The sequence below is a fragment of the Microbacterium schleiferi genome (genome assembly GCF_038150145.1).
Lineage (GTDB): Bacteria > Actinomycetota > Actinomycetes > Actinomycetales > Microbacteriaceae > Microbacterium > Microbacterium schleiferi_B.
In genome coordinates, this window is record NZ_JBBWSA010000010.1 from 1 (window position 1) to 16,645 (window position 16,645).

At 68.7% G+C, this 16,645-nt stretch carries 10 protein-coding genes; 4 read left to right on the plus strand and 6 right to left on the minus strand.

Features of this window, described 5'->3' with window-relative positions; all coding sequences use genetic code 11:
- Positions 1 to 814: 814 nt before the first annotated feature.
- The 4 genes from AADH62_RS11795 to AADH62_RS11810 all read right to left on the minus strand — a co-directional run bounded on the left by AADH62_RS11795 (position 815) and on the right by AADH62_RS11810 (position 11,259).
- Positions 815 to 2,539: an ATP-dependent helicase gene (locus AADH62_RS11795; protein ID WP_341579626.1), complete on the minus strand. Its 1,725-nt coding sequence runs from the start codon at positions 2,537 to 2,539 to the stop codon at positions 815 to 817.
- The gene (gene nudC / locus AADH62_RS11800; protein WP_341579627.1) at positions 2,515 to 3,423 is read right to left on the minus strand and encodes an NAD(+) diphosphatase; all 909 of its coding nucleotides are present in this window, start codon (positions 3,421 to 3,423) and stop codon (positions 2,515 to 2,517) included. The genes AADH62_RS11795 and nudC overlap by 25 nt, the downstream gene beginning before the upstream one ends.
- A 1,162-nt stretch (positions 3,424 to 4,585) precedes the next feature.
- A complete protein-coding gene (locus AADH62_RS11805) occupies positions 4,586 to 8,107 on the minus strand; it encodes an ATP-dependent DNA helicase (protein ID WP_341579628.1) in 3,522 nt (1,173 codons plus the stop codon).
- A complete protein-coding gene (locus AADH62_RS11810) occupies positions 8,104 to 11,259 on the minus strand; it encodes an ATP-dependent DNA helicase (protein ID WP_341579629.1) in 3,156 nt (1,051 codons plus the stop codon). Before AADH62_RS11810 ends, AADH62_RS11805 begins: the two co-directional genes overlap by 4 nt.
- A 97-nt stretch (positions 11,260 to 11,356) precedes the next feature.
- Between AADH62_RS11810 and AADH62_RS11815 the strand changes: the two genes are divergently transcribed.
- On the plus strand, positions 11,357 to 11,581 hold the full coding sequence (locus AADH62_RS11815) for a DUF3107 domain-containing protein (RefSeq protein ID WP_341579630.1): 225 nt from the start codon (positions 11,357 to 11,359) through the stop codon (positions 11,579 to 11,581).
- Between the two features lie 15 nt (positions 11,582 to 11,596).
- On the opposite strand, the gene AADH62_RS11820 is transcribed toward AADH62_RS11815, so the two are convergent.
- Positions 11,597 to 12,316, minus strand: coding sequence for a ferritin-like fold-containing protein (locus AADH62_RS11820; protein WP_341579631.1), 720 nt, complete (start codon positions 12,314 to 12,316; stop codon positions 11,597 to 11,599).
- Positions 12,317 to 12,498: 182 nt separating this feature from the next.
- Here AADH62_RS11820 and AADH62_RS11825 point away from each other — a divergent pair, with 182 nt between their 5' ends.
- Both AADH62_RS11825 and AADH62_RS11830 read left to right on the plus strand, forming a co-directional pair.
- Positions 12,499 to 13,938 carry a DEAD/DEAH box helicase gene (locus AADH62_RS11825; protein ID WP_341579632.1) on the plus strand — a complete coding sequence of 480 codons (1,440 nt, stop codon included), beginning with the start codon at positions 12,499 to 12,501 and terminating at the stop codon, positions 13,936 to 13,938.
- Between the two features lie 100 nt (positions 13,939 to 14,038).
- The gene (locus AADH62_RS11830; RefSeq protein WP_341579633.1) at positions 14,039 to 14,476 is read left to right on the plus strand and encodes an SHOCT domain-containing protein; all 438 of its coding nucleotides are present in this window, start codon (positions 14,039 to 14,041) and stop codon (positions 14,474 to 14,476) included.
- A gap of 191 nt (positions 14,477 to 14,667) precedes the next feature.
- On the opposite strand, the gene AADH62_RS11835 is transcribed toward AADH62_RS11830, so the two are convergent.
- The gene (locus AADH62_RS11835) at positions 14,668 to 15,531 is read right to left on the minus strand and encodes a PHP domain-containing protein (protein ID WP_341579634.1); all 864 of its coding nucleotides are present in this window, start codon (positions 15,529 to 15,531) and stop codon (positions 14,668 to 14,670) included.
- Between the two features lie 83 nt (positions 15,532 to 15,614).
- Between AADH62_RS11835 and AADH62_RS11840 the strand changes: the two genes are divergently transcribed.
- The gene (locus AADH62_RS11840; RefSeq protein ID WP_341579635.1) at positions 15,615 to 16,643 is read left to right on the plus strand and encodes an endonuclease/exonuclease/phosphatase family protein; all 1,029 of its coding nucleotides are present in this window, start codon (positions 15,615 to 15,617) and stop codon (positions 16,641 to 16,643) included.
- Positions 16,644 to 16,645: the final 2 nt, after the last annotated feature.

Here is a 16,645-nt window from a genome sequence, read left to right on the forward strand (position 1 = left end):
TCTAGGCCCGCAAGAGGGCGCGTTCTGCGCCCGCGCGTCAACCGCTCCTCCCCAGGAGCGCTCGTTGCCGCGCCGGGAAATTTCTGTGGACAGCGCCACCGCCGCTGCCCACCCGCCCCGGACAATCGGGACATGCTACGCATCGACCCCGCCTACCCGCCCCTGTGGCGAACCCCGACGATGCTTCAGTTCGGCAGGAGTGATCGCGTGCGACTCGACGACCCGGCACTCTGGCAACTTCAGGTGATCCGTGAGCTGGGCAAAGGCATCCCGGAGGTCGGCGTGAGCGCGCTCGCCCGATCCTTGGGAGTCGCGGCTGCCGACGTGGAAGCGCTGCTCGGCCGACTGAGGCCCGTCATCGTCAGCAGCGGGACCGCCTTGCGCGTCGGAGTGGAGGTCGTCGATGATCCTGCGGCCCGGTATGGAACGCGCTTCCGCGACGGACTGCAGGACCTCGGGATCGACGCATCGCTGGACACGTCGCGGGAGCAGGATGCAGTCGTGATGATTGCGGCGCACGGCCTGCATCCTCGGCGAGCTGCGACCTGGATGCGCGAGGACATCCCGCACATCGGGATCGTCCTGGGAGCTGGTGAGGCAGATGTCGGCCCGCTCGTCCTGCCGGGCCAGAGCGCGTGCTTGGTCTGCGTAGCAGCTCACGAACGCGACCGGGATCCAGCATGGCCGCTGGTGGCGGCGCAATTGGTCGGACGCGGCGATCCGGCGGGTCCGGCATCCCTCGCCGCCGAAGCAGCACTTCACACGGGAAGGCTGCTGCTGGCGGGACGTAGCGGGCTCAGTCTGCGTCTGACGCTCACTGACGGCGCCGAGCGCCGGCGGTGGGAGCAGCATCCCGAGTGCTCGTGCGGATCTCCTGCAGAAAACGCGACGGCGAGCGCCCCCGCGATCCCGCTGACCACGACAGCGACAGGGATCGCCGTGCCCGCGTGATGCCGACGTAGGCAAGGCGCCGCTCTTCGTCGATCTGGTCGAAGTGCGTGGCGTATGCGATCGGCAGCAACCCTTCGGCAAGACCGACGAGGTACACGTGGTCCCACTCCAGGCCCTTGGCTGCGTGCAGGGTCGCGAGCGTGACGGCACGAAGGGTCGGTTCGTCCTGCGCCCGGGCGCGGGACATGAGCTCGTCGGTGAACGAACGCATGGTCGTTCCGGCCGGTGCCTCTTCGGCAAGCCGCAGGATCGCCGCGCGCGCTTCCCACGATTCACGCACGGCTCCGCCCGCGGGAGGCGCTTGGTCGGTCATGCCCAGGGATCGGAGGATGTCGCGGACGGCGTCGATGAAGCCTCGCTCCAACGGTGCGACCGACGCGCCGCGCAGCGCCAGCACCGCTTGGCGCACCTCGGGAAGGTCGAAGAATCGGCGACCGCCCAGCACCGTTGTCGCGATCCCGGCGTCGGCCAGCGCCGCCGCGATCTCCGCAGACTGCGCTCCGGTGCGGTAGAGGACGGCGATGGATGCCGGATCCGCGCCCGCCCGCAGCTGCTCAGCGATGCGCAGGGCCACGCCCCGCGCTTCGTCGGCCTCGTCCCGATAGGTCGACACGGTCGGCGGGGACGACGGTGCTGTCTTCGCCGCCGCCGCCGTCAGGTGCACGGCCCCCGGGCGTTCTCGCATGAGATCGTTGGCCACGGCCAGCACCGCGGCATCCGAACGATAGTTGCGGTGCAGTTCGACAACGCGGGCGTCGTCCCACCGCCGTGGAAACTCGATGAGAAATCTCGGGTCTGCGCCGGCGAACGAATAGATGGTCTGGCTCGCGTCACCGACCACGCAGAGATCGCGCCGCTCCCCCACCCATAGCTCGAGCAGGTGCTGCTGGAGCGGAGACACGTCCTGATACTCGTCGACGGTGAAGTGCCGGTACTGTTCGCGGACGGCGGCCACCACGTGGGCCTCGCTCTCAAGCATCCCGGCGCACGCCAGGAGCACGTCCTCAAAATCCATCTGTCGACGCTCGTCCTTGAGTGCCTCGTAGGCCCGGTGAAGCTCAGCTGCCGTCGAGACCGGCAGCCTTCCGACGGTGGCGCCCGCTCGAATGCGCGCGTACTCGTCGATCGTGCGCATCGTGACCTTGCGCCACTCGATGTCGGCGGCGACGTCGCGCAGCGTCGGCGTGTCCAGTTCTAGGCCGATGCCGTCGGCAGCGTGCGCGAGCACCCGCACCTTGTTGTCGATGATCGCCGGCGGCCGATCGCCGGCAAGCGTGGGCCAGAAGTAGTTGAGCTGGGCCAAGGCTGCGCTGTGGAAGGTACGGGCCGCCACCCCGTCGACGCCCAGCATCCGGAGCCTGCCTCGCAACTCACCAGCGGCCTTGCTGGTGAACGTGAGCGCCATGACACGACCCGGCGAGTACGCTCCAGTGTCGACGCCGTGCGCGATCCGCCGGGTAATCACGCGTGTCTTGCCGGTGCCGGCGCCGGCGAGCACGCACACCGGCCCGCGCAGCGCTGTCACCGCCTCCCGCTGCTGCTCGTCAAGACCGTCGAGCGCGTTCACTGCTGCGCCGACCGATACCACTGCTCGATGAGGGTGCGCGCGATGGAACTGGGCCCGGGAAGCTGCACATCCGACTCGCGCGCCAGTGCGGCCCCGATCTCAACGCGATCGAACCAGCGGACCTCGATGATCTCCTCGCCATCGGCGACGGGGATCTCGGTGCTGGTGACTGCGCTGAAGCCGACCATGAGCGAGCGCGGGTAGGGCCATGCCTGGGATGCAACGTAGGTCATGTCCTCGATGCGGACGCCAGCCTCCTCGAGAATCTCTCGGGTGACCGCCGCCTCGAGGGATTCGCCGGCCTCGACGAACCCGGCAAAGCACGAGAACCTCCCCATTCCCCAGGCAACGTGGGACCCGAGCAACAGCCGGGTGCCGGCAGGGTCGGTGACAGCGACGATGACGGCGGGATCAGTGCGGGGAAAGAGGTCCTGCTCGCACGAGGGGCAGCGCCGCGACCAGCCGCCGGACTGCAGCGTGCTCATCGACCCGCAGCGGGGACAGTGCGCCGAATCAAGCAGCCAGCGCCCAAGACTCACTGCCGCAACGAAAGCCCCGCCGTCGGCGTCGCCGAGCTCCCCCCCGATGACGCGCAGCGACGCCCAGGAGACCCCGTCATCCAGCCCCGACGGAACCTCGCGGAGGGCGAGAACCCAGCGGTCGGTGCCATCGGGTCCGGCACCGAGGAACGCGTACTCGCCGTCGGCTCCCGCCAGGGCGGGGTCGGCGCTCGGCCACCACTGCAAGGCCGGCGCATCTCCATCGCGAGCGATCACCGGAGCGTTGTCGCGGTGCACCGGAAGCACGAGAGCTGCGTCATCCGGCGCGGATCCGATCGCCGTTCTGCGGTGCTCAGCTCGGTCGAACCCGCCGCGGGCCAGTGGCGGGACGGCGAAGGAGCGCATGAGAACGAGGACCTCCCTCAAGGGCGTGGCGCGACGGCTGCGGCGCTTGCCAGACCTACCCTGGGCACATGGCGCGCACCCTGTTCACTCTAGCCGCGGCGGTCTCAGCCGTCGCGCCGGATGCCGACATCGTCGCCGTGGCCCCGCTGACCGAGAACTCGACGGGCCGCGTGGATGCCGTGCAAGCGACCCTCGACACCGGCGCCCAGGTCGTCATCCGTGTGGCAACGGACGCCGAGGCTGCTGACGACCTCCGCGCCGACGCACGGGCTCTGCGGGCGCTCACGCCCGGCGTGCGCGCCTTGCTGCCGTACGCTGCACCCGAACTCCTGGGCGAAGTGCCCCTTGCCGACGACACAGCCGTGATCACAAGCTTCATCGCCGGCTACCGCGTCGACCCCGGCGAGGTCCCCGCCGGCCCCGGCGTTGCCCCAGCACTGGCCGACGCTCTCGCCGCCACACACGCCCTCCCCGTGTCGTGGGCTCGCGAGGCGGGCTTGGTCGTTCGTTCGGCGGAGCAGGTCAGAGACGAAGCATCGCGCCTTGTTGACCGGGCCGAGCACACCAAGCGGATGCCGCGCGCCCTGGTGTCGAGGTGGCGTCGAGCAATCGCCGACGATGACCTCTGGCGCTTCGAACCGACCGTGGTCCTTGGCGGCGCGTCATCCTCCAGCTTCTTCCTCGCCGATCAGGGCGGGGTTCCCACCGTGGTCGGCGTCGCCGATTGGCACGCCGTCGCGGTCGGCGATCCGGCAGTCGACCTGCAGTGGCTGGCTTCGGCACCCGCGGCGGCCGGCGATGTCCTGGACGCCTACGTCGCCGCAAGCAGCCGAGCCCCAGACAGTCTGCTGCGCTCCCGTGCTCGCCTGCACGCAGAGCTCGAGTTCGCGACGTGGCTCGTGCACGGCCACGACGCTGACGATCGCGCGATCGTGGCCGACGCCGAAGCACTGCTCTCGTCGCTGGCCGACACCGTCGGTGCGGACGATCTGGTTGTTCGGACGACGTCGGGTATGGACGATGCCATGGCGGTGCTGGGTAGCGTTCCCGACACGTCGGCAGCGCTCGCTGGTACCGAGGCGCAGCCTGCAGACACGTCGATGCACACAGACGCGTACGATCCGGAAGAACTCGCGATGTGGCTCCCCGCCGACGACGACGCTCAGATCAACGAGTCGTCCGACACGCCCGATGCAGAAGGTGACTCGTCAGCAGCGGATGACGAGTCAGTGCCAGCGCTGGAGAGCGAGCGTGAGAGCGCTGTGTCGTCCGACCTCGTCACGGCTCCCATCATCCTTCCGGCGACAGCCTCGTCGGCGCTGTTCAGGTCCGAGGACGGTTCTGACGCTGACGAGCCGGCCCGCGCGGCGCGCGCGGCGTTCCAGAGGTGGGCAAGCTCCGGTTCCGAGTAGACGCGGTCGGACCGGATCGTGAGATCGTCGGCGACGTAGTAGAGCACCACGTCGATCTCGTCCAGGGGCACGCCCGTGCGCTTGTGATAGGCGAGGCGATACAGCGCGAGCTGCAGCATCCGGTTGCTCCGGTCGGCTTCCGATCGCGGCGGGGCACCGGTCTTCCAGTCGACGATCTCGATCCTTCCGCCGCGATCCTCACGCCGGTAGACCGCATCGAGCTTGCAGATGATCTGCTCCACCCCCGTCGCACCGCGCAGGGACATGTCTATCTCTGTTTCCACCTCGATCGGAGCGAGCCCCGCCCATTCGGAGCGCAGGAATGTCTCCTGGAGCCGGGTCAGGGCCGCGTCCTCCGACTCCGCGGCGCTAGCGTCGTCTCTGCCGAGGTCGATGCCCTCGTCGTCGAGGTCGAGCTCCCACAGCGCATCGTCCAGGGACGATCCGCTGCCCGTCTTGCCCGACCGGGACTCGACCCAGGCATGGAAGCGCGTCCCGAGCGTCGTCGCGCGGTACGGCCGTTCCGGCATGGGACGGACGAAATCGTCAAGCGCAGCGCCGGCATCGACGACGAAGTCCTTGAAGCGTGAAGCAGCGACCCGGCGGGGTCCCTCGCTGGCGGTACGATGCAGCGCGGCACGCTCGTCGCGTTCTGCCAGCAGCTGCACAACCTCAGGATCGATGTCCGGCTCGACGGAGCGCTCCGTCTGCCACCGATCCAGAATGTGTCGCACTCGCTGCGCCGCGCGATGGACCCGGTCGGCGCGTGTCCCGAGCGGGTCCATGGGCCAGGTCACCGCGGGCCCACGGCGGTCCTCGTAGGGATTCGCGCTGTCGTCAGTCGAGCCGGTGGATTCCCACCCCAGGGCGGCCCCGATCTCATCGAGGAAGACGCTGGGACCGCGCTGGTCGCGCTGCCCTCCCCACCGCGAGCCGGTCAACAGCAGATCACTGCGCGCCCGGGTCACTGCGACGTAGGCCAGCCGTCGCTCCTCAGCGGCGAGGTGATCTTTGACGGATGCCTTGAACTGCGTGATCTCAGTCCGTAGCGCCTTTCGGTCTGTCGCCCCCTCCCACGCGAGCGCCGGAAGTGCGGCACGATCACCGCGGAACCGATAGGGCAGCGTGCCGTACCCCATCCATCCCTGCGTCGACCGGGGCCGCGCCGGCAGTTCGTCCTGCACCATCCGCACGACCGCGACGGCGTCCCATTCCAATCCCTTGGCACCGTGGATGGTGAGCAGCTGAACGACGCCCGGCTCGGGCGGCTCGGTGCGCGGCATGAGCTCGTCAGTCTCTTCGGCATGGTCAAGCCACGCGAGCAGGCTCGAGAGCGACCCTCGCTCATCGACGGCGAGGAACCCCTGGATCTCGTCGAGGAACGATCTCAGCTGCGCAGTAGCAAGACCTGCCCCGCCGCGAGTCTCGTTCGCCGCGAGTTCGATATCGAGCAGCAGCTCGCGTTCAATCGCTCGGATCACTTCGGGGATCGGACCACCGACCACGCCGCGCAGGCGGTGGAACATGCCGGACGCGCCCCGAAGCCGCTCGACGCCGTCAGGACTGAAATCCGAGAGCAGTCCGCTGTCGGGTCGCAGCGAACGGATCCTGTCGAGCGCGTCGACGATCGATGCCTGTTCGTCGGGCCCAACCGAGTCCCGCATCCGTGCGAGTACCTCCGGTGCAAGCGGAGTGAGATCGGCCCCGCGCCGTGCAAGGGTGTCTGCGAGCCGGCGGAGGGCTGCCAGGTCCGACAGCCCGACCCCGAAGCGCGGACCCGACAGGATGCGGATGAGCGCGGACCCCTGACGCGGATCGTCCAACACGCGCAGCACGGCGACGACGTCAACGACCTCGGGAGTGGAGAGCAGCCCACCGAGACCCAGGATGCGGTGTGGGATCCCCTGCTCTGCAAGCGCGTCGGCGAACACCGTCATGTGGCGCTTGGTGCGGAAGAGAATGGCACCCGAATGAGCATCGCCGCCCCGCCCTCTGCGTGTTGCCTCATGCTCAGCGCGCAACCGCGCGAAGAAAGCCGCGACCTCTGCAGCTTCGTCATCGATCGTGTTCGCATACACGTGCCCCACGTGACCGGCGGGCGCCCCCGGCCGAGGCTCGAGGGGCGGGATCTGGATGCCGCGAGCGCCGTGGTCGGCAATGAGCGCGTTGGCGGCGTCCAGAATGAGCGCGTCGTTGCGCCAGCTGGTCATGAGGGCCACGTTCGTGCAGGCGGTGGTGCGGGCGAACGCTGCGGGGAAGGACGCGAGGTTGTCTGCGCTGGCGCCCCGCCACCCGTAAATCGACTGATGCGGGTCGCCGACCGCCATGACGGCACCGTCGGCGAACAACTCGGCGAGCAGTTGGGTCTGCTGGACCGAGGTGTCTTGATACTCATCGAGCAGCACAACGCGGTACTGACCGCGAACCTCGTCGGCAACCGATGGTGCAGCTGTCACGATCTGGAGCGCACCCGAGACCTGGTCTGCGTAGTCCACGGTTCCCTGGGCAGCCTTTGCCCGCGTGTAGTCACGGACAAGCCCGGCGAGGAGGGGAAGCGCGCTCATCGCCGTGTGGAACTTCTCGATGTCGCCGGGGGATGCCAAGGCCGGGTTGCAGGCTGGCTCGATGGTGCGAGCGACACGGTCGCCGAACGCGGCCAGCTCGTCGAGGTCGACGCCGTGATCCAGAACCTCGCCGGAGAGCCGCTGCAGGCTGTCGACGACAGTGCCGAACCGGTCCTCACGGTCGGCGAGCCGTGGATCGCGCGAGGAGATCACAATGCGCCGCGCGAGCAGCCAGGATGCCGAGGGGCTCAGCAGCGCAGCATCGGGGTCGCGTCCGATCCTGGCGCTGTGCTCGCGCACGAGCGAGTCCGCGAACGCGTTGTAGGTCGACACACGTGGGCGAAGAAGCAGGTGTTCGGCATCCATCTGGGTCGCCGACTCGATCCTGCCCGCGCGGGTCAGAGCATCAATGCGGGCGAGCCGCCGCTCGATCCGCTCGGCAAGCTCGCCCGCGGCCTTGCGCGTGAAGGTCAAGCCGAGAATCTCGTCGCGGCGGACGACGCCGTTGACCACGAGCCACACGACCCGCGCCGCCATCGTTTCGGTCTTGCCGCTTCCGGCGCCCGCCACCACGAGGACGGGAGACAGCGGCGCCTCGATCACACGCTGCTGCGGCTGGGTGGGCGGGGGCAACTCGAGAAGCTCGGCGATCTGCAGTGACGACAGGCGGGCCGCAGGGTGCGCGCCGCCTGATGTGAGCGCGGTCACGGGGCACTCACCGGCTTGACGGTATGAAGGCGGCACACCGCGAAGTGATCGTCGTTGCAATGCGCGTCGGGGTACGCGGTGAAGCTGTCGGCAGCCATCGCCTCGGCATCCGCGACGATGCGATGAAGTAGTGCGGACCGGGTGTCAGCGTCCAGCGGCAGCTGTTGCGCCATCCGGTAATCCGAGCCCTTGAGCGTCTTCGAGAGCACCAGCAGTCGAGCTCCCACGAGCTGGCCCTGCTCAGCCCCGGGCACCGCCCCGGCTCCCACGGCGAGTTGATAGGCCGCCAACTGCGCGTCGGTCGCCACCTTGTCATCCGAAACGCGCGGCTCGGATCGCCCCGTCTTGAGGTCGATCACGGCAACGCGAGGGTCGGCATCCTCGAGCCACCGCTCGACGCGATCGATCGATCCGCTGATGATCGCGATGGTTCCCTCCGGAGGCGACCCCGGCGCGGTGATCGCCTCGACGTACGGCCCGTCGCTGCCTGCGACGACCGCGATACGAAACCGCGCTTCAGCACCGACCACTTCTCCCCCGCGGGCGGCGAATTCCCGCAGGTAGCTCGCCAGTCGGCGTGTGAGGGTCGTCGCCCACTGGCGTTCCTGTTTGGAGAGCCAGTCGGCTTCGAAATCGAGCTCTCCCCACCGCTCTTCGACGATGGCATCGAGGAGTTCGAAGGTCCCGTCGGGCGCGGTCTCCATCGCGGCGTGCAAGATCGTACCGAGGCCCGCCGAGAAGGTTCGCGAGTCACCACCGAGCTCACGAATCGCCCAGTCCAGCCCGCACTCCTCGAAAGCCTCCACGCGCGACGGGGAGATCGAGACGGGTGCGCGGCTCAGATCGTGGATGCCACCCTCCCCCGTGCGCGCGGTCACGCCATACCACGACGCGGGGTCGGCACCGGGCACCCCTGCCCGAGCCAGCGCGGCCAGCTGCGTTGCGGCGTGCTCGGCGGCAGCGGGGTCTGTCGTCTCGATGAGTGTTCGGCGGAAGCTGGCAACGGCACCGCGGAGGGTGAGCGGATGCCGGTCCGAGCGGCGCGGCGGCGGTTCCGGCAGGTACGAGAACAGGGCGCTGGGTGCTTGGTCCTCGTCGTCCACGGCGGTCACGAGGAGGCGCGCGCGAGCACGCGTGAGCGCTCGCTCGAACAATCGCAGCTCCTCATGCAGCACGCTGCGCCGGCGGTCGAGAACGTCAAGAGCTAGCGGCGTCCCGCCGTGACGCCAGACTTCGGACTCGTCGGCGAGGCGCCAGCCATCGAGAAGGCTCCCGCGCAGCCGGGTATTCGGCCAGACGCCGTCCTGGACGCCGGCGATCACGACCGCCTCGAACTCCCGACCCAACGAGCCCGCCGGGGTCAGAATCTCGACGACCCCCCGGCGCTGCGCGGCTGCGAGAGAGTCCTCCGGCACCTCGCTGCCGAGGATGTCAGCAAAGAACCTGGCGGGGTCTTCGTCCTCGCGCTCGGCCGATCGCTTGGCCGCCGCGAACAGTGCGACCAAGGCATCCAATGACCGGGTAGCGTCAGCTCCCTCCGCCCCGCCCAGGCGCGCCCGCTCCCGCCACGGCCCTGCCAGCTGCGACCTGTCCCACGCCATCCAGAGCAGCTCATGCGCCGAGTCGCCACGGGCGGCGCCGGCGTGGATCTGCGCAAGTGTCTGCGCGAGGCGCTGAGCAGTGCGTGCCTGCGGCGTGTCGATCAGAACGAGGGCGGCAGGTTCAGCCATCGCCTCGGCGAGCAGCTCGGAGGCCGCGCGTCTGCTCTCCCCCTCGAATTCCTGTGCCCGCAGCACAGCACGCAGGCGCCGCAATCCGATGGCGTCGAGGCCACCAAAGGGCGAGGTCAACGCCGCAGCCACCTCGTCGGCAGGTCGCTCGGCGGGGGCCATCATCCCCAGACGCACCAGGTGCAGCAGTCCCCGCACCGCGGGTTCTTCTCCGAGCGGTCGTGCCGCGCTGGCTGCGCGCGTCGGAACCTCGCGTGCAGCCAGCTCAGCCGTCAGCCTCGCTACCTGGCGCGTGTCGTGCGCAATGACGGCGAGCTCGCCCCACGGTAGGCCCTCCGCGACATGCCACGAGCGAAGTGCCCGCGCGATCCCGTCAAGCTCTTCGTGCGGCGATGCCGCCCACATTGTCGTGATCTCACCGGCGGCGCCCGCGGCTGCGTCCTCCGCAGCAGGAAGTTCGGCATCCGGAGCAAGGCGGTGCTCGACCGCGCCCGCGGTGCCGATCGATCCTGCGACGACGCGGGCAACCCGCACGAGGGCGGGACGGGCGCGGTACGGATGCCGCAACACGTGCCGATCGGCAAACCTCGATGTCAACCGGGCAAAAGTTTCGGGGCCGGCGCCCCGGAATGCGCCGGATCCGACGTCGGGATCCCCGAACGCGAGCACGGCGACTCCTCGCACGTGTGCAGCCTCCAGGAGCGCCACCGCACCCCAGCTGAGCTCTTGAGCATCGTCGACCATGAGAACACGCGGCACAGCGGCGATGCCGCCGAGCAGCAGCGCATCGGTGGCTTCACGGAGTATCTCGGCCGGGTCGCGGTGGGCTGGGCGCAGCCGGGAGAGCACGTACCGGTACTCCCGCCAGAAGGAGCCCGCCGCTGCCCATACCGCGTTGGCGCGGTCGGCACCCAGACGTTCGAGGTCTTCGGGCGTAAGGCCCAGTTCGGTGGCGAGCGCGAACAGGGCCCGGAGTTCCGACCGGAAGGCGCGGGAACCTCTCACTGCCGTTCCCAACGAATCCGGCCACCGGGACGCCCCCTCCTCGGCGTCAGCCTTGTCGCCCTCAAGAAGATCCGCGATGACGGCATCCTGATCGGGAGCGGTGAGAAGCTGCGGAAGCGGATCACCCGCAGCGACGGCGCGTGAACGCACGACCTGGAAGGCGAACGACGCGATCGAGCGTGCCAACGGGCCGGGCGTTGCGATGTCGAGGTCGGCGGTGACGCGGTCACGCAGATCGGTCGCGGTCTGGCGCGTTGGAGTCAGGATCAGCAGGTCGTCGGGCAGCACCTCGCCTTCGCGAAGGAGCCGGGCTGCACGCTCGAGAATCGCGGATGTCTTGCCCGTGCCCGCTGCGCCAACCACCAGGCCGCTCGCATCTGCGGGCAGCGCGACGACCTGTGCCTGCGAGCGATCCATAACGACGACGCTACCCAGCCCCGAGGACATCCCGGTGTCGTAGAGTTGCCATGCACCTACGGCACCGGTCGTACGGGGGCATGAGAAAGGCAGGAACGTGGAGATTCGCATCGGCATCACGAATTCGGGTCGCGAGCTGAACTTCGAGACGAACGATTCTGCCGCTGACGTGCGCCAGTCCGTCGGCCAGGCCCTGGACTCCGGCGCGACACACGTCACCTTCACCGACGTGCGCGGCAACGCCTATATCGTCCCCACGGCAGGACTTGCCTACGTCGAGGTCGGCACCGAAGAGGCTCGCCGGGTCGGCTTCGTCGCCTGATCAGATCCGAGCGGACTACGCGGCAAGCCCGAGGTCGTCCATCCGTCGGGAGTGCGCGGCCATGAGCTGCGTGAATACCGGCTCGACCTTCTGCTCGTCCTGCAGTTGAAGCTGCTTGGGCCGCAGGGCCGCACGCGCCACCAACAGCGTGTCGCCGACAAGGCGTCGTCCCCACATCGCCAGCAATGAGCGCCACTCGTCGTCGCTGTCGATCGTTTCGGTGAGAATCTCGACGACCGCCTGACGGTCGGCATCCGCACCGAGAATGCGTGCGACGCGACGCCCGGTGTCTCCGTAGCTGGCCGCCAGCGCAAGGTAGAAGTCGTCAAGCATGCCGGCGATGATGTGGACCGACAGCATAGTCTCCTGCGGGCGCACGCCGTGGGTGGCGCGGCGGAACTGATCGAGCGGTTCCCGGAAGGGCAGCATCAGCGCCGTGGGATCATCTCCTCGATCACGGATGACGTCAACGAGAGCCTCATGCTTGGTCAGTGCCGCCCCCGCAGCTCGCGACAGCGCTTCCTTCTTCTCCAGCGATGGCGTCATGGCGATGAGCTCACTCAAAGTCTCGAAGAATCCGAGCTGCAGGTATGCGGCCTGGCCGAGGAACACGTCAATGTCGGGAGCGAGCTCTTCGAAATCGACGCGGTGCGCGTCACCGAAGTCGCCCCGAGACCGCAACGACAGCGTCGCGGCAAGCGGACGGCTTTTTCGCCAAAACTTCCAGTCGACCACGCACACAGCCTAGGGCCAGCACGGGGCGACCCGCCGGGCGAGGCCGCTCCGAGGGGTCATCCAGCGCTCGCCGGTAGACTGAGGCAGTCTCCGGCGCAGGCCCGGAGCCCCGCGCCTGCGGCTGAGTGAAGGGCGTGGATCCGACACCAGCGGCAGCAGGGGCTGCCAGACAGGCTTTTATCGTGACGACTTTCGCCGACCTCGGCGTAGATCAAGACATCGTCGATGCGCTCGCCGAGCGCGGCATCGTGGATGCATTTCCCATCCAGGAACAGACCATTCCCCTGGGCCTTCCCGGCCAGGACATCATCGGCCAGGCAAAGACCGGCACCGGCAAGACCTTCGGTTTCGGCATCCCGGTCGTACAGCGACTCGGACTGGACCCCGAGCACGGTGTGAAGGCGCTCATCGTGGTCCCCACCCGGGAACTCGCCGTCCAGGTCTACGAAGACATCGACATGCTGACCAAGAACCGGTCAACCTCGGTGGTCGCCATCTACGGCGGCAAGGCTTACGAGGGTCAGATCGAGCAGCTGAAGGCTGGCGCGCAGATCGTCGTCGGCACTCCGGGTCGACTCATCGACCTCGCCGGGCAGCGCCTGCTGGATCTGTCGAACGCGACCGAAGTCGTGCTCGACGAAGCCGACAAGATGCTGGATCTCGGGTTCCTTCCCGACATCGAGAAGATCTTCCAGCGCGTTCCCGCCGTCCGCCACACGCAGCTGTTCTCGGCGACCATGCCCGGCCAGATCGTGACCCTGGCACGGCGCTTCATGAGCAACCCCATCCACATCCGGGCGACCGACCCGGATGAGGGGCTCACCCAGGCCAACATCCGTCACCTCGTCTACCGCGCGCACTCGCTCGACAAGGACGAAGTTATTGCCCGCATCCTGCAGGCAGAGGGCCGCGGCAAGACCGTCATCTTCACCCGCACTAAGCGGGCAGCGCAGAAGCTCGTCGACGAGCTGCAGGACCGCGGATTCTCGGCGGTGGCGGTGCATGGCGACATGAGCCAGGAGGCCCGCGAGCGCTCAATGGCAGCGTTCAAGGCCGGCAAGAAGGATGTGCTGATCGCCACGGATGTCGCAGCCCGCGGCATCGACGTCGACGACGTCACCCACGTGATCAACCACACCATCCCCGACGACGAGAAGACCTATCTGCACCGGGCGGGCCGCACCGGCCGCGCCGGGCGCACGGGTATTGCCGTGACCTTCGTCGACTGGGACGACTTGCACAAATGGGCCCTCATCAACCGCGCGCTGGAGTTCGGTCAGCCGGAGCCGACCGAGACCTACTCGTCGAGCCCGCACCTCTACACCGACCTCGACATCCCCGCGGGAACGAAGGGCCGCATCGTGACCGCACCCCGCACCGAGACCGTCTCGACGGTGGAGAGCGGGTCGTCGAGCGGACGGTCTGGATCGCGTCGTCGCCGCTCGCGCGGCGGCTCGTCAGGCGCGTCGACCCCGAGCGGGTCGCAGGGTTCAGCGGAGACGCCGCCGCGCACCGCCGACGGCGCTGGCACGCACGACGGTGGCGGCGCCGAGCACCGCGACGGCACCACGACACCACGTCGCCGCCGTCGGCGCCGGGGGCCGCGCCCCGACGCAGCCTGATCTGCGCGTAACGACGCGGGCGTTGCTCTCGAAACGAGAAACCCGACAGCGCTAAGGTGATGGCTGCGGCATGGCGCCGCGAAAACCCCGAAAGGCTGTCATGCGATTTCTTGAAGCTGTGACGACGGGATACGAGTACCAGGGATTCTGGGGCTCGTTCTGGGACCTCATCTGGTGGTTCCTGTGGATCTTCGTCTTCGTTGCGTACCTGTTCGTGCTGTTCTCGATCATCGGCGACCTCTTCCGTGACCACAAGCTCAACGGTTGGTGGAAGGCCGTCTGGATCATCTTCCTGCTCTTCCTCCCCTTCATCACGGCGCTGGTGTACCTCATCGCGCGCGGCCGCGGCATGAGCGAGCGCTCCATGAAGGAGGCCGAGCAGATCAAGCAGGCCCAGGATGCCTACATCCAGTCGGTCGCCGGCGGCGGGGCCAAGCACAGCCCGGCCGAGGAGATCGCCCGCGCCAAGGCGCTCCTGGACGCCGGCACCATCTCTCAGGCCGAGTACGACCAGCTGAAGGCCAAGGCCCTCGGCTGATCCGACGCTCACGCGAAGCGCCCCCGTCTCTTCTCGAGGCGGGGGCGCTTGTGTGTTGCCTGTGACCGTCAGGTTCGGCATCCGAACCTCGCAGAACTGCACGAACCTCGCAGGATTGCGGCCCGTGACTGCGGATTTCGCGCAATCCTGCGAAGCTCGGTGAGGTCTATGCCCGGCGCAGGGGCCTGGAACTAGGGGTAGACCGGCGCGCTCCCCCGCCCGGCGGCGAGGATGCGCTCGACCATGGCGGGGTCCGTCGTGTGCTCGCCAGGCACATTCGGCTTGCCGAGGCCGTGGTAGTCGCTCGAGCCGGTCACGATGAGGTCGCGCTCGGCGACCAGCGACTCCAGCTCGCGGATGCCGGCAGCGGTGTTGTCGCGGTGGCCGAGTTCGAAGCCGGCAAGCCCCGCATCCAGCATCCGGTTCACCAGCGGCGCCGGGAACGGCCCTGCCCGCCCGGCTGGGTGCGCCAGGATCGGCACTCCCCCGGCTGCGGCGATGAGCCGGACAGCGGTGACCGGGTCGGGGGCGAACAGCGCGACGTAGTACGGGCTCCGGGGGCTGAGGATGCCGCGGAAAGCCTCGTCGCGATCCTGCACGTGTCCGCGAGCGACGAGCGCGTCAGCGATGTGGGGGCGACCCACGGTGGCACCGTCGGACGTCTGCGCGAGGATGTCTTCCCACTCGAGGTCGAAGTCACGCGCGATGCGATCCGAGATCATGCGGGCACGCTCAAGCCGGGACGTCCGCACTCGCTCGGTCATCGCCCGCAGCTGCTCGTCGTCGGGGTCGAAGAGGTAGGCGAGCACATGAACGCTGCGCCAGTCATCACGCGCCGACATCTCCATGCCCGGCACGAACATCATGCCGAGCGAGGCCGCAGCCTCCGCGGCCTCTGCCCAGCCCGCGGCGGTGTCGTGGTCTGTCAAAGCTGCAATGCGCAGGCCGTGACGATGCGCCGCCCGCATGACGTCAGCCGGCGCGTCGGTCCCGTCTGACTGCGTTGAATGCAGGTGCAGGTCAGCGGGTCCCTCGAAGAGCCGCTCGTCATCCACCGTTTGAGCCTAGCGCCGCACGCACAGCTCACCGCGGCGCGGCTCGTACCTATCTCTCAGACCGCTGTCATAGGCTCGCGGACGTGCGCCGAGCTCTGGGGATCCTCGTTGCGGTGATCTGGATCGCCGTGGTCGCGGTGCTCACCACTCCCGGCTTCTTCCGGGTCGAGCGCCTCGCACCGATCGCGCAGATCATCGCCTTCCGCGGCGTGATCGTGCTCGCCCTCGCGGCGGTCGGCGTCATCGCCCTGTTCGCGTCCTTCGCGCGCTCGATCCGTCCGCTCGCGGTCACCGTCCTGGTCGTCGCGCTGGTCGGTGTCGTCGCGAACGGGGCGGTCGTGCTGGGTCGCGGCATCGGCACAGAGAGCCTTCCCGCGAAGACCGACACCGCCATCCGCGTCATGACCTGGAACACCGCGGGACCGGCGACATCGGCCGATGAAATCGCACGCCTGGCCGTCGCGATGGATGCCGACATCGTCGCTCTTCCCGAGACGACCATCGAGACGGGCGAGCAGGTGGCTATCGAGATGCGTGAGCTCGGACATCCGATGTGGGCACACCACGCTAAGGACCCGTCGACCCCCTGGGATGCCGGGTCGACGACCCTCCTCATCACGCCCGACCTCGGCGATTACGCCGTGATCGAGTCGTCGGTGGAGGGCACGAGCACGACATCCACGGTGCCAAGCGCCGTCGCGATGCCCGTCTCGGGGGTTGGCCCGATCGTCGTGGCAGCACACGCCGTCGCGCCCCGCGCCGACTACATGGAGGACTGGCGCGCCGACCTCCGCTGGCTCGGCGACCAGTGCGCCGCTGACAACGTCATCATGGCCGGCGACTTCAACGCGACGCTCGACCACTTCGGCGGACTCGGCGTCGATGGCGGCGAACTCGGACGCTGCCGGGATGCTGCGGCCGCCAGCGGCGCAGGAGCCGTCGGCACCTGGAGCACTGCGTGGCCGCCACTGTTCGGCACCGCCATCGACCACGTCATGACAACGGGCGCGTGGACGGTGACCGGATCGCTCGTGCTGTCGTCGGTCGACAGCAGCGGAAGCGATCACCGGCCGCTCGTGGTGCAACTGGAGCCAGCCACCCCGGACCCCTGAGA